Here is a 13,721-nt window from a genome sequence, read left to right on the forward strand (position 1 = left end):
ACCGATCTGGGGGCGGCTTGCATCAGGGGGACCTCCATGGCCGGTCAGCCGCTTAACCAACCCGCCGAAATCCCGGCCGAACTCGACCGCTGGAACTGGGGCGCTTTCTTCCTCAACTGGATCTGGGGTATCGGCAACAGCACTTTCATCGCGCTGCTGGCGCTGATCCCGGTCGTCAACCTCATCGTGATCATCGTGCTTGGCGCGCGCGGCAGCCGCTGGGCGTGGCAGAACCGGGCCTGGCGCGACGCGGAACAGTTCCGCAAGACGCAGCGCAACTGGGCAATCGCCGGTCTTGCTGTCTGGGTGGTCAGTATCGGCGGCTGTGCGACCATGGTAGGCAGCATCCCCTTCATGCTCAAGGGCAACGGCGCCTACCACATGACCATGGATGCCATTCGCGCCGACACCCGTGTGAAGGCTGCCATTGGCGACGACGTAGCCGACAATTTCTGGGTCGGCGGCCATCTCAACGTCAACGCGAATGGGACGGGCGACGCGCAGTTCAGTATTCCCGTCCACGGCACCAAGGGCAAAGGCACCGTGTTTTCCCATCTGGTTCGCAATGCCGGCACTTGGAGCATGCGCCTGCTCGTGGTCAGGGTTGATGGAGTGGACGCGCCGATCGTGCTGACCAACGAAGACCACGTGCCAATCCCGAACGCGGCGATCGGAATATAGACGTCAGCCCGGATTGAGCGGTGCAGAAATGCAAAAACCGCGCTCCATCGGGAACGCGGCTTTGCCAGATACGCATGGGAGCTTCGCTACGCAAACAATTTGCGAAACTTATGGGCACTTGTCGAAACTTACGGGCTCCGGTACGCGAGACCTGATCCGGAGCGCCGGGCGGATGCGATATGTCCGCCTCACGATCAGTTTTATAGCGACATCGTTACCGCGGAGTTATCGAGAGCTTAAGCAAATCTAAATTTGCGGTTTTTCTGCCGGAAGAATCCGAAAAAGTCCATCAAATCCGTTGGTTACGCTAGGTCACCCCTGAGAAAATTAATTATGCCGGAGAAATCGGCGCCGCCATGGCCCTGGGCGCTGAACAGGGCGTAGAGCTGCGCCGCTTCGGCGCCAAGTGGGGTCACCGCACCAGCGCCAAGTGCTGCCTCCTGGGACAATTTCAGGTCTTTCAACATAAGGGCCGCGGCAAAACCCGGTTTGTAATCCCTGTTGGCGGGTGAGGTCGGCACGGGCCCGGGAACCGGACAATAGGTGGTCAGCGACCAGCATTGGCCTGAAGACGTCGAGGCGACGTCGAACAGCGCCTGATGCGACAGGCCGAGTTTTTCCGCCAGCACGAAGGCCTCGGCGACGCCGATCATCGAAATGCCGAGGATCATGTTGTTGCAGATCTTCGCCGCCTGGCCGGCACCATCACCGCCGCAATGGACGATGCGGCCGGCCATCGGCTTCAGGATCGGCTCGGCGGCGGCGAAGGCATCGTTGGAGCCGCCGGCCATGAATGTCAGCGTGCCGGCCGTGGCGCCTCCGGTGCCGCCCGAGACGGGCGCATCGACCGACAGCAGGCCGTGTTTTGCAGCCAGCGCATGCGCCTTGCGAGCCGATTCGACATCAATGGTCGAGGAATCGATGAACAGTGCGCCCTTCTTTGCCTTGGGCGCGATGTCTTCGTAGACCGACAGCACGTGCCTGCCGGCGGGCAGCATGGTGATCACAACGTCAGCATCCTTCACCGCCGTCGGTGCGTTGGCCATGACGATGATGCCATGCTCGCGCGCGGTCGCCAGATTCTCGGGCATGAGGTCGAAGCCGTGCACCTGATGCCCCGCCTTGACCAGATTCGCGGCCATTGGATTGCCCATGTTACCGAGGCCGATGAAGGCGATCGTTGTCATTGTCTCACTCCCGGAGTTTGCTGGCTTCAGCGGCCGATCAGCGCCCGCGCGATGATGACGCGCATGATCTCGTTGGTGCCTTCGAGGATCTGGTGAACGCGCAGGTCGCGTACCAGTTTCTCGATGCCGTAGTCGTGCAGATAGCCGTAGCCGCCAAGCAACTGCAGCGCATTGTTGGCGACGTTGAAGCCGGTGTCGGTGACGAAGCGCTTGGCCATGGCGGACCATTTGCCGGCATCGGGCGCCTTGCGGTCGAGCTTGGAGGCGGCGGCATAGAGGAAAATGCGTGACGCCTGCAGTTCGGTCTCCATGTCGGCCAGCCTGAATTGCAGCGCCTGGAACTGGTTGATCTTCGAGCCGAAGGCCTTGCGCTCGGCCGTGTAGGACAGCGCCTTGTCGAGCGCCGACTGCGCGCCGCCCAGCGAACAGGCGGCGATGTTCAGCCTGCCGCCATCGAGGCCGGCCATGGCGATGCCGAAGCCAGCGCCTTCGCCCGACAAGAGGTTTTCCGCCGGCACCTTGCAGTCCTCGAAGATGACCTGGCGGGTCGACTGCATGTGCCAGCCCATCTTGTGTTCATTCGCGCCGAAGGAGAGTCCGGGCGCATCCTTCGGCACAACGATGGTGGAAATGCCTTTCGGCCCCTCGGCGCCGGTGCGCACCATCACGGCATAGACATCGCTGTCGCCGGCGCCCGAGATGAATTGCTTGGCGCCGTTGAGGACATAGTCGCCGCCGCTCTTGACCGCGCGCGTCTTCAACGCCGCGGCGTCCGAGCCGGAGCCCGGTTCGGTCAGGCAGTAGCTTGCCAGCCATTCCATCGAGGTCAGCTTCGGCAGGAAGCGCTGGCGCTGCTCGTCATTACCGAACCGGTCGATCATCCAGGCCACCATGTTGTGGATCGAGATGAAGGATGAAAAGCCTGGGTCGGCGTGCGACAGAGCCTCGAAGATCAGCACGGCGTCGAGGCGACCGAGGGCCGAACCGCCGACATCGTCCCTGACATAGATGCCGCCGAGGCCGAGCGGCCCGGTCTCGCGGATCACGTCGGCGGGGAAGTATTTCCTGCGGTCCCAGTCGAGCGCATTCGGCGCGACGCGATCGGCGGCGAAGGCCTGCGCCATCTCCTGGATGGCACGCTGCTCCTCGTTGAGTTCGTACTGGCTGGTGCTCGCATCGACCGCGGCGTCCATGGCGTGCTCCCTGATGGTTTCGGTCCTGCTGGCCTGTCGTTTTTGGCTTTGCGCGCGCACCAATCTAGACCAATGATGCCGCCGCGCAACCCGACCCGCTGCGGAGCGGCTGTGCACCAATGCATGTCCGGAGCAAGAAGTGACGACAAAATTCGATGAGCTGCTGGGACGGTTCCACGCCTATCTCGCTTCTGTGGATGACGCGCGGGTGCGCGACGCCGTCGCGCGCATAGGCTGGGACATGCCGGCCCGCGCCCTGGAGCCGCATGCGCTCGGTTGCCTGCGCCATCTCGATCGCGCGGCTGACCTGGCGCCGATGGCCGCGCAACCGCTGGTCCAATGGCTGGCGCAGCGGCGCAACGAATTGCATTGGGGGCAGACCTACACCGAGGCCGATTTCGGCAAGACCTTCATCGACAATTATGGCTGGCTGGAATTGTTCGGCACGCGCGGCCATTTCGCCAATGATGAGGTGGCGGCCGGCCTGCTGATCCTTGGACCCGAAATCGTCTACCCAGACCACCATCACGTCGCCGAGGAGATCTATATTCCGCTGACCGGCGGCACCGAATGGCGCATGGGCGAGGAGGGATTTCGCAAGCGGAAGGCCGGCGAGGTCGTCCATCACGCGTCCAATGTCAACCATGCCATGCGAACCGGCAACGAGCCGCTTCTGGCGCTCTACATCTGGCGCGGCGGCCCGCTGGCGCAGAAATCGACGATCACCGGAACCGCAGCGCAGGGGCGGAACTGATGGCCAAGGCGATCATGCTGCAAGGGACGGGTTCGGATGTCGGCAAGACGGTGCTGGTCGCCGGCCTGTGCCGCGCCGCGAAAAAGCGTGGCCTGAAGGTGCGGCCGTTCAAGCCGCAGAACATGTCGAACAATGCCGCCGTCGCCGACATTCCCGGCGACAACAGCAAAAGCGGCGGCGAGATCGGCCGCGCGCAATGGCTGCAGGCAATCGCCTGTGGCGTCGCGCCGTCGGTGCACATGAACCCGGTGCTGCTCAAGCCGCAGACCGATGTCGGCGCGCAAGTCATCGTGCAGGGCAAGGTGTTCGGCGAGGCGCGGGCGCGTGACTACCAGGCGCTGAAGGGCCGGCTGATGGATGCGGTGCTGGACTCCTGGGCGAAGGTTGGCGAGGGCGCTGATCTCATCCTCGTCGAGGGTGCCGGCTCGCCGGCCGAAATCAACCTGCGCAGCCGCGACATCGCCAATATGGGCTTTGCCACGCGTGCCGATGTGCCGGTGGTGCTGGTCGGCGACATCGATCGCGGCGGTGTCATCGCCTCTGTCGCCGGCACACATCTGATCCTGCCGGAAGAGGACCGGCGCATGATCGTCGGCTACCTCATCAACAAGTTCCGTGGCGATGTCTCGCTGTTTGATGACGGCATCAAGGCAATCGACAGTTTCACCGGGTGGCGCTGCTTCGGCGTCGTGCCGTGGCTGAAGGCGGCGGCTCGGCTGCCTTCAGAGGATTCGGTGGTGTTGGAACGGCTGGCGTCCGGCGAGGCGCGTGCGTTGAAAGTGGCGGTGCCGATGCTTGGCCGCATCGCCAATTTCGACGATCTCGATCCTCTCAAGGCCGAACCGCAGGTCGAAGTGGTGTTCGTGCCCCCTGGCAAGCCGTTGCCGGAGGACGCCGGGCTGGTGGTCATTCCCGGCTCCAAGTCGACGATCGGTGATCTCCTGAAATTCCGCGAGAACGGCTGGGACAGGGATCTTGCCGCGCACCGCAAGCGCGGCGGCCATGTTGTCGGCATCTGCGGCGGCTTCCAGATGCTTGGGCGTATGGTGCGCGATCCCGACGGCATCGAAGGCAGCGTCACCGAGGCCGAGGGGCTTGGCCTGCTCGATATCGAAACGGTGATGGAACCGGAGAAGACGGTGCGCAATGTCAGCGCCCGCTCGGTCCAGTTCGACTTGCCGCTTGATGGCTACGAAATCCATCTCGGCCGTACCACCGGCCCGGATACGCTGCGGCCGTCGGCGGTCATCAATGGCGTCGAGGATGGCGCGATCTCGGCCGATGGCAAGGTGATCGGCACCTATATGCATGGCCTGTTCGGCGCCGACGCCTTTCGCGGGAAATTCCTGGAAAGCCTCGGCATCAAGGACGGCGGCATCGACTACCGCGCCGAAGTCGAACGGGCGCTGGACGAGGTCGCGGCCGAGTTGGAAACCCATCTCGACTGTAACGCGATTTTCGGCCTGGCTCGGTGAGGCGCGCCGATATTCAGGTGAGGCCGGCCTGCAAACGGCGGGTTCCTGTGCTTCCGGTGCTCACGTACTTGAGTACGCTCCGCTCCGGTTCTCGGAACCCGTCATTTTCGGCTCGGCCTGACCTGAATCTCAGCACACCTCAGGCCGGTGTCAGCCCTTATCCCCCGCCTTCGGCCAGTAGGTGCCGAACGACCAGACACCACCTTCCGGGTCACGACAGATGAATTCGCGGCTGCCATAGTCCCGGTTCGTCAGTTCCTGGATGATCGTCGCGCCGGCCTTCCTGGCCTTGGCATAGGCGGCATCGGCATCGTCGACAGCGATATAGATCGACTTGCCGCCGCCTGAACCGGGCTCGCCGACCATCTTGCCGTAGTCGTCATCGCGCACTGTGCCGAGCATGATCATCGAGGAGCCGAAGACCAGTTCGGCATGGTGCACGACATCGCCTTCGCCATGGCGGGCGCGGACGCTGAAGCCGAAGGCTTCGCAGAACCAGTCGATCATTTTCGCCGCGTTCTTGTAGCGCAAAGCGGGGTAGAGGCGGGGGGCTTCGGTGGTGGTGGGCATGGGAACTCCTTCATCTGGATTGGTCGATGCCCCAATCTCGGCGAAGGCTGTTCCAGCGTCTTGAAGAAATGTTACCTGCCGACAAGTGCCGTCGGCGTCTCGCCGGCGAGGTCGCGGAATTCGCGCACCAGATGCGCCTGGTCGGCATAGCCGCAATCGGCGGCGATACCGGCCCAATCGGCGGTCAGCTGCCGCGACAGGCCGAGCGCCCGGTTGAAGCGGACGATGCGCGACAATGTCTTTGGGCCGATGCCGATCGCATTGGAAAAGCTGCCGGCGAGATGCTTTCGGCTCCAGCCCAGCTTTTCGGCAATCGAGGAAATGCTGGCCCGACCGCCTGATGCGATGATGCGGTCATAGGCCCAGGTGATTTCGAGCGGCGTTTCGGCGGCGTGCTCAAGCCTGACGGTGACGAAAGCTTCGGCGAGGTCGAAACGCGACGCCCAGTCCGGCGCGTTGCCGAGCCGTTCGCGCAGGGCCAGGCCCTCGGCGCCCAGCACGTCGTCGAGGGCGACCATGCTGTCGGTCAGTTCGCTCATCGGCAGGCGGAAGAAACGGCGCGCGCCAAGCGGGGTGAAGTTGATCTGCACGCAGCAGGCGGCGCCGAAGGATTCGATCATCACCGGTCCGGCAAAGAGGCCGGCGGCGAAACTGGCGAAGCGGTCATTGTCGCCGGGCGCCTTGCCGAGGCCGATGGCGAAGGGTTCGGCGAAGCTGATCACCAGCGGCACGGTGAGCGAAGCGTATTCGACATTGCGGAAATGACCTGGCGCCGTTTCGCGGTAGCCGCAAATGTCGGTGACGATCCCATCAAGCGCCGGATCGGGAAGGCGCCGGTGCATCTCGAAGCGCCCCGCGACGGAGCGGTCCTGTTCTTTCCGGCGCTGCATCTCGATCGGCATTGGCCATCCTTCTGCTCGGGAATCTAGCAGACCGAAGGTCAGAATCAAAAACGCCCGGCTTTTGGCCGGGCGTTTTCCGTCCCCACTTCAAGGGAACTTGTCAGGCGCCGCGCATCAGGCAGCCGGCGGCGAGCACGATGTAGGCAATCAGAACGATCCACACCGATGCGAGCGGGATAAAGGCGAGAACGCCAAGGGCGGCAAGAATGCCGATGATGGCGATGACAAGAGAAATTATGAAAACAATCTGGGTAGGCGCGCTGAGATTCATGTCCGGGCTCCTGCAACATGATTCGAACAACGGCATAGTAACAGGCGCGTGATCACACACCAATCATGACACGCAGCGGGTTGGCCGGGTCGGCCAGCAGTTTCACCGCCAGGGCGAGGCAGACGACCACCAGCAGCGGCTTGATCAGTCTGGCGCCGATGCGCATGGCAAGGCTCGCACCGACGCGGGCGCCGAGGAACTGGGCAACGCCCATCATCAGCCCGATCTTCCAGGAGATAACGCCGACAGCGGCGAAGACGATGAAGCCGCCGATATTGGAAGCGAAGTTGAGCAGCTTCGTATGTGCCGTCGCCTTGAGCACGCCGTAGCCGGCAAGAGCGACGAAGGCCAGCATGTAGAAGGAACCGGCGCCGGGGCCGAACAGGCCGTCATAGAAGCCGATTGCCGGCACCAGGGTCAGTCCGAACAGGAAGGGCGACAGGCGCTCGGCCCGGTCGACATCGTTCATGTTGGGCTTGAGCGCGAAATAGAGTGCGATGGCGATCAGCACCAGCGGCAACAGGGCGCGCAACAGGTCGCCCGGAACAATGGTGGCCAGCAAGGCGCCAACGACACCCCCAGCGGCCGCCAGCAGGGCCGACGGCAATTGTCGGCGCAAGTCGACATGACCCTTGGAGGCATAGTGGATCGTCGCCGATCCGGAGCCGAACATACCTTGCAACTTGTTGGTCCCAAGCGCTTCGACCGGAGAGAACCCGGCAAGCAGCAGTGCGGGTATGGTGATCAGCCCGCCGCCACCGGCAATCGAGTCCACAAAGCCCGCCGCAAAGGCGGCCAAGGCGAGCATGGCGACAGTCTGGGTGGTGAGATCGATCATCTGATGTGTGGAGATGTCCGGTAGACTGGAGATAGCGGGGCGTTCGACCACGACAGCCCCGTTTGCGCAAGGCCGATTCCGCGCTAACTCTATTGAAGAGGAATCGGAAAGGGGCCGCCCCATGGCATTCGCATTGCTGGACCAGATACGCTCGATCTTCGACGGCGACCCGGGTGTGCGCAAAGTCGCGGACGATCCGGTGCTGTCGGCCGAACTTCTGATGCTTTTCCGCATGATCCTGGCCGACGGGACGGTCAGCGAGAGCGAGATGGTTGCCTTCCGGCGCATCTGCAAAGAGGCGTTCGGCATTGCCGAGACCAGTATCGATAGCGTCGTCGAATATCTTAACGAGTTCGGCTATGAGACCAACGGCTCGCAGGCGATCGCGCTGTTTCGCGATCTCGACGTCGAGCGGCGCAAGCAATTGGCTCGGCACATGGCGGAGATCGCCAAGGCGGATTCGCAACTGGCCGAGACAGAGGTGCGTCTCTTGCGCCGCACGCTCGACCTGCTCGATATCAGCCCGGTCGATGTGGTGAAGCCGGAAGAATAGGGGCCGTCATCCCGCTCACCCTTGCTCTTGCATCTTCCGAGCGATCGCCCGGTGTAAATCGGGGGCCGCGGTGACCAGCTCCCTGGCGGCCTCGGACTGCGGATGGTCCAGCACCTCGCTCGTCTTGCCGCGCTCGACGATCTTGCCTTCATGCATCACCAGCACCTCGTCGGTGATGGCACGGGCGACGGTCAGGTCATGGGTGATGAAGAGGTAGGCGATGCCGAGCTTCTGGTTGAGCTCGGCGAACAGATCTAGGATCTGGGCGCGGATCGAGACGTCGAGCGCCGAGACCGGCTCGTCGGCGACCACCAGCTTGGGGCGGGTGATGATGGCGCGGGCAATCGACAGGCGCTGGCGCTGGCCGCCGGAGAACTCGTGCGGGTACTTCTCCATGTCGCGCTGGTCGAGGCCGACCTCGTGCAGCGCATGCGCCACCATCTCGCGGCGCTCGGCGCGCGTCGGTTTGTTCTCGAGCACATGCAAGGGTTCCGAGACCAGTTTTTCGACCTTCTGGCGCGGGTCGAAGGAGCTGTAGGGATCCTGGAAGACAACCTGCATGTCACGCCGGGCCGGCTTCAACTCGGCTTCGCTCTTGCCGGTGATCGCTTCGCCGCGAAACCGGATCGTGCCTGAACTCGGCCGGTCCAGCGCCAGGATCATGCGCGCGAGCGTCGACTTGCCGCAGCCGGAGCGGCCGACCAGCGCCACAGACTGGCCTGGCGTCATCGACAGCGAGACGTCGTCGACGGCGCGGATGTCAGGCGCGCGGCGGAACAGCGAGGCGCGGCGGCCGCGATAGTCGCGGGTTACACCTTCGACCTGGAGCAGGGGCTTGCCCTGGCTGGCGTCATGTCGTCTGGCGCGTGCCGGCACATGCATCGAGGCTTGCGCCAGCTGGCGCGTGTAGGGGTGGAGTTGTTCGGACAGCGTGCGCGCGGTGTCTCCGGCCTCCATCACCTTGCCGCGGCGCAGGATGGTGATGCGGTCGGCCATCTCGGTCACCACGGCGAGGTCGTGCGAGATCAGCAGCAGGCCCATGCGACTCTCCGCGACGAGATCACGCAGAAGGTCCAGGATCTGCGCCTGCAGCACGACGTCGAGCGCCGTCGTCGGCTCGTCGGCGATCAGCAGTTTCGGTCTCAAGGCGCAGGCGATGGCGATGAGGACACGCTGGCGCTGGCCGCCGGACAGTTCATGCGGATAGCGCGACATCGGGAATTTTGCCGAGGGCAGACCGACCCGGTCGAGCATTTTTCGCGCCCGCTCCTCGGCTTGCGCGCGTGTCGCCTTGGTGTGCCAGCGAATGCCCTCGGCTACCTGTTCGCCGATGGTCTTGACCGGGTTCAGCGCCGTCATAGGCTCCTGGAAAACCATGCCGATATCGTCGCCGCGCAGCGCGCACATCTGGTCCTCGCTTGCCGCCAGGATATCGATGCCGTCGAACGAGACGCGCCCGGTGGCGCGCGCTGCATGGGGAAGAAGCCGCATCATCGTCAGCGCGGTCATCGATTTGCCGGAGCCGGATTCGCCAACCAGCCCCATGACCTCGCCGGGCGCGACGGAAAGCTCCATGTCTTTCAGGATCTGGGTGTCGCCGATGGACAACGACAGGTTCTGGATCTCCAGCAGGCTCATCGCTGCCGCCGCGATTTCGGGTCGAGAATATCGGCGATGCCGTCGCCCAGAAGATTGAGCCCAAGCACGGTGATGACGATCGCCATGCCGGGGAAGATCGCCATCCAGGGCGCCACCACCATGCGGGTCTGGGCGTCGAACAGCATGCGGCCCCAACTTGGCATTGGCGGTTGTGCGCCGAGGCCGAGATAGGAAAGCCCAGCCTCGGCCAGGATACCCAGCGCGAACTGGATGGTGCCCTGGACCAGCAGCAGCGTGGCGATGTTGGGCAGCACATGTTCGACGGTGATCTGCGTGCTGCTCTTGCCCGCTGCGCGCGCGGCAAGGATGAATTCGCGCGGCCAGATCGCCAGCGCACCGGCGCGGGCGACGCGGGCAAAGACCGGGATGTTGAAGATGCCGATGGCGATGATGGCGTTGACGGCGCCCGGCCCGAAGATGGCGGTGATCATGATGGCCGACAGCAGCGCGGGAAAGGCGAAGACCAGATCGTTGACGCGCATCAGCGCCTCGTCGATCAAGCCGCCGCGTGCCGCGGCAAAGGCGCCGAGCGGCACGCCGATGCCCATGCCGATGCCGACCGCGACCAGCGCCACGGCGATCGAATTGCGGGCGCCAACCATGATCATCGACAGGATATCGCGGCCGAAATGGTCGGTGCCGAACCAATGGGTTGGCGAAGGTCCTTGCGTCTTGTCCGCAATGATCAGCTTCGTCACGTCGTAAGGCGTCCAGACATAGGAGATTATAGCCATCGCCAGGATCAGCACGGTGATGACGAAGCCGGTGACGAAAGCCGTGTTTCGGAACGCCTTGGCCAGAATGGAGCTGAATGTCTCCTCGGGGATATCGATGTGCAAGGTCATTGCAGGCCTCTCAGGCGCGGATCGACTACCGCGTAGGAAAGGTCGACAACGAGGTTGACGGCAATGACGGCGGCAACCAGCAGCATGACGACGCTTTCGACGACGATCAGGTCGCGCTGGGTAATCGCCTGGAACACCAGCCGGCCGAGGCCCGGGAGATAGAACACATTCTCGATGACGATGGTGCCGGCGAGCAGGAAGGCGAATTGCAGGCCAAGGATGGTCAGCACCGGGATCATGGCGTTGCGCAGCGCGTGCCGCCACAGCACGGCGCGGTAGGGCAGGCCCTTGGCGCGGGCGGTGCGGATATAGTCCTCGTTCAGCACCTCGATCAATGCCGAGCGGGTGACGCGCGCCAGGATCGCTGCTTGCGGCAGCGCAAGGGCGACCGCCGGCAGCAGCAGCGATTTCAGCGCAGGCCAGATACCGGCTCCCCAGCCGGGAAACCCGCCGGCCGGCACCAGCCGCAGCCAGACGGCGAAGACATAGATCAGCATCAGCGCGAACCAGAAATTGGGCACGGCGACGCCAAGCTGTGCCGCGCCCATGGAAATCGTGTCACCGGCGCGGCCGCGCCGGCTGGCGGAAAACAGGCCGACCGGAATGGCGATGAGGGTGGAGAGCGCGAGCGCGATCAGCGCCAGCGGCAGGGAGACGGCCAAGCGTTCGCGCACGAGGTCGATGACCGGCACCGAATAGGTGTAGGAGCGGCCGAAATCGAGGCTGAGCAGGCCGCCGGCCCAGTGCAAATAGCGCAGGGCAAGCGGCGCGTTGAGGCCCATCTGATTGCGCAAGAGTTCAACCTGGTCGGCGCTGGCGTTCATGCCCAGCATCAGCCGCGCCGGATCGCCGGGCAGGATCTCCAGCACCGCGAACACCACGATGGAAGCCAGCACCAGCGTGGCGAGGGAGATGGCCAGGCGCTTGAGGAGATAGGTGGTCATGGATGTTGCACGACGACAGTAGCGTCGTCATCCTGGGGCGAAGCAGGAGCGAAGCGACGTCGCGAAGACCCTAGGATCCATGCCGTGACAGAGATCAAAGAGCGCGACGGTCCAAAACCAGCGCCTCTTTCTGTCTCCACTGCTGCGTCTCCCAGATTCTGCGCCGCGCGGGCGCTCGCAAGTCACGGAATGGATCCTAGGGGCTACGCAGCCGCTGCGCGCCTGCTTCGCCCTAGGATGACGAAACCGAGAGAGCCTCACTCGCTCCACTTCACCTTGGTCAGGTCGTTGGCGGGGATCGGCGCGTCTTCCCACAAGCCTTGCAGCTTGGCGTCCCAGACCCCGACCTTGGGCAGTTCGTAGAGGAAGCCGACCACCGCGTCGTCGGCCAGGATCTTTTGCGCTTGCGCATACAATTCCTTGCGCTTGGCCTCGTCGGACGTCAGCTCCAGATCGGCGATGACCTTGTTGAAGGCGGGGTTGTCGTAGTTGAAGTAGTAATCCTTGCGCGCGTAGATATCGATGTCGTTCGGCTCGGTATGGGAGACGATGGTCAGGTCGTAGTCTTTCTTGGTGAACACCTGGTCCAGCCACTGCGCCCACTCGACGGGGATAATTTCCAGGTTGATGCCGACATCGCGGAGCTGCGAGGCGATGATCTCGCCGCCGAGCCGCGCATAGGTCGTCGGCGGTAGCTTCAACGTGGCCTTGAAGCCGTTCTCCAGTCCCGCCTCCTTGAGGAGTTCCTTGGCCTTGGCCACGTCGTGCGGATAGCGGCCGGTCAGGTCGACATAATATTTGTTAGCTGGCGACATATGCGAGCCGATTGGCAGGCCGAGCCCGGCCGAGGCTCCGTCGATGATCGCCTTGCGATCGAGCGCGTAGGAGATCGCCTGCCTGACCTGCAGCTTGTCGAAGGGTGGCTTCTTGTTGTTGATGGACAGGATGGTCTCGCCTTCGGTCGCGCCGACAACAACCTTGAAGCGGGGATCATCCTTGACCTGGGAAACGCTGTCGGGATCGAAGAAGGGGAAAGCCTGTATGTCGCCGGAAAGCAGAGCCGGCACCGCGGCCGCGGCATCGGGAACGATGCGGAACTCGACCTTTTCGAGGAAAGCAGGGGTGCCCCAGTAATGAACTGATTTCACCAGGGTGATCGATGAGCCCTTGGCCCAGCTTTGGAATTTGAAGGGGCCGGTGCCAACGGGCTTTTCCTTGTTGGTGTCGGCGGATTTCGACGACACGATCACCGCATCGCCCCAGCCCATATTGTAGAGGAACGAGCCTTGCGGGTGGCTGAGCGTCACCTTCACGGTGGCGGGGTCGACCACTTCGACCTTGTCGATGGCGGCAAAGAGCTGCTTTTGCGCGTTGACGGAGTTTTCCGCGCGGGCACGGTCGAGCGAGAACTTCACGTCGTCGGCGCTGAAATCGGTGCCGTCGTGGAATTTCACGCCGGTGTGCAGCTTGAAGGTGTAGACCTTGCCGTCATCGGAAATGGCCCAGCTTTCGGCGAGATCCGGCAGAACCTCGCCATTCGGGCCGATCCGGGTCAGGCCCTCGAACACATTGGCGTAGGTGACCTCCCGGATTGCCGCGGCCGCCCCCGCCGTCGGGTCGAGATGCGGGGGTTCAAGCGGAATGCCGATGACAAGATCAGTCCGGGCGGCAAACGCCGACGTGGCGGTTGCGACCGCCAGCACGGCAGCGGCCAGAAGGGTCTTCCACAGTTTCATCGCTGAACTCCCCATGTGCTCAAATGCTCAAGCCGGCGGATAGAAGCGTGATTTCGCGCGGGAGTAAATTGCGTTTCGTGCTGTCGCGCCGCGTCAGGAGAAATGTTTTTGCG

14 protein-coding genes are annotated in these 13,721 nt (G+C 63.5%); 4 read left to right on the forward strand and 10 right to left on the reverse strand.

The genetic code is table 11. The features are described from left to right. The first annotated feature begins 36 nt into the window (after positions 1-36). Positions 37-681, forward strand: coding sequence for a cytochrome c oxidase assembly factor Coa1 family protein (locus EB231_RS18300; protein ID WP_172350102.1), 645 nt, complete (start codon positions 37-39; stop codon positions 679-681). 302 nt (positions 682-983) lie between these two features. Here EB231_RS18300 and mmsB read toward each other — a convergent pair whose 3' ends face one another. Next, positions 984-1,868 (reverse strand): 3-hydroxyisobutyrate dehydrogenase, encoded by an 885-nt coding sequence (gene mmsB / locus EB231_RS18305; RefSeq protein ID WP_172350103.1) that lies wholly within the window; start codon positions 1,866-1,868, stop codon positions 984-986. A 26-nt stretch (positions 1,869-1,894) separates the two neighbouring features. Further along, a complete protein-coding gene (locus EB231_RS18310) occupies positions 1,895-3,061 on the reverse strand; it encodes an isobutyryl-CoA dehydrogenase (protein ID WP_172350104.1) in 1,167 nt (388 codons plus the stop codon). A gap of 139 nt (positions 3,062-3,200) precedes the next feature. On the opposite strand from EB231_RS18310, the gene EB231_RS18315 reads away from it, so the two are divergent. Together EB231_RS18315 and EB231_RS18320 are read left to right on the forward strand one after the other, a co-directional pair. Further along, positions 3,201-3,815: a dimethylsulfonioproprionate lyase family protein gene (locus tag EB231_RS18315; protein WP_172350105.1), complete on the forward strand. Its 615-nt coding sequence runs from the start codon at positions 3,201-3,203 to the stop codon at positions 3,813-3,815. Next, complete coding sequence (locus EB231_RS18320) at positions 3,815-5,290, forward strand: cobyric acid synthase (protein WP_172350106.1); 1,476 nt, start codon at positions 3,815-3,817, stop codon at positions 5,288-5,290. Before EB231_RS18315 ends, EB231_RS18320 begins: the two co-directional genes overlap by 1 nt. Before the next feature lie 150 nt (positions 5,291-5,440). Here the strand turns inward: EB231_RS18320 and EB231_RS18325 are convergent, their stop codons facing one another. The 4 genes from EB231_RS18325 to EB231_RS18340 form a co-directional block, all read right to left on the reverse strand. Further along, positions 5,441-5,860, reverse strand: a complete 420-nt coding sequence (locus tag EB231_RS18325) for a VOC family protein (RefSeq protein ID WP_172350107.1) — start codon at positions 5,858-5,860, stop codon at positions 5,441-5,443. Positions 5,861-5,931: 71 nt separating this feature from the next. Next, a complete protein-coding gene (locus tag EB231_RS18330; protein ID WP_172350108.1) occupies positions 5,932-6,762 on the reverse strand; it encodes a helix-turn-helix domain-containing protein in 831 nt (276 codons plus the stop codon). Positions 6,763-6,862: 100 nt separating this feature from the next. After that, positions 6,863-7,033, reverse strand: a complete 171-nt coding sequence (locus EB231_RS18335) for a hypothetical protein (RefSeq protein ID WP_080511798.1) — start codon at positions 7,031-7,033, stop codon at positions 6,863-6,865. Between the two features lie 52 nt (positions 7,034-7,085). Further along, the gene (locus EB231_RS18340; protein ID WP_172352954.1) at positions 7,086-7,871 is read right to left on the reverse strand and encodes a TSUP family transporter; all 786 of its coding nucleotides are present in this window, start codon (positions 7,869-7,871) and stop codon (positions 7,086-7,088) included. Between the two features lie 121 nt (positions 7,872-7,992). Here EB231_RS18340 and EB231_RS18345 point away from each other — a divergent pair, with 121 nt between their 5' ends. Next, positions 7,993-8,424 carry a TerB family tellurite resistance protein gene (locus EB231_RS18345; protein WP_172350109.1) on the forward strand — a complete coding sequence of 144 codons (432 nt, stop codon included), beginning with the start codon at positions 7,993-7,995 and terminating at the stop codon, positions 8,422-8,424. 15 nt (positions 8,425-8,439) lie between these two features. Here EB231_RS18345 and EB231_RS18350 read toward each other — a convergent pair whose 3' ends face one another. From EB231_RS18350 to EB231_RS18365, 4 genes are all read right to left on the reverse strand, one after another. Next, positions 8,440-10,062, reverse strand: a complete 1,623-nt coding sequence (locus tag EB231_RS18350; RefSeq protein ID WP_172350110.1) for an ABC transporter ATP-binding protein — start codon at positions 10,060-10,062, stop codon at positions 8,440-8,442. After that, positions 10,059-10,928: an ABC transporter permease gene (locus EB231_RS18355; protein ID WP_172350111.1), complete on the reverse strand. Its 870-nt coding sequence runs from the start codon at positions 10,926-10,928 to the stop codon at positions 10,059-10,061. Before EB231_RS18355 ends, EB231_RS18350 begins: the two co-directional genes overlap by 4 nt. Further along, complete coding sequence (locus EB231_RS18360; RefSeq protein WP_172350112.1) at positions 10,925-11,872, reverse strand: ABC transporter permease; 948 nt, start codon at positions 11,870-11,872, stop codon at positions 10,925-10,927. Before EB231_RS18360 ends, EB231_RS18355 begins: the two co-directional genes overlap by 4 nt. A gap of 257 nt (positions 11,873-12,129) precedes the next feature. Next, complete coding sequence (locus EB231_RS18365) at positions 12,130-13,608, reverse strand: ABC transporter substrate-binding protein (RefSeq protein ID WP_172350113.1); 1,479 nt, start codon at positions 13,606-13,608, stop codon at positions 12,130-12,132. Positions 13,609-13,721: the final 113 nt, after the last annotated feature.

It is taken from the genome of Mesorhizobium sp. NZP2298, from assembly GCF_013170825.1.
In the GTDB taxonomy this organism is placed as follows: Bacteria; Pseudomonadota; Alphaproteobacteria; order Rhizobiales; family Rhizobiaceae; genus Mesorhizobium.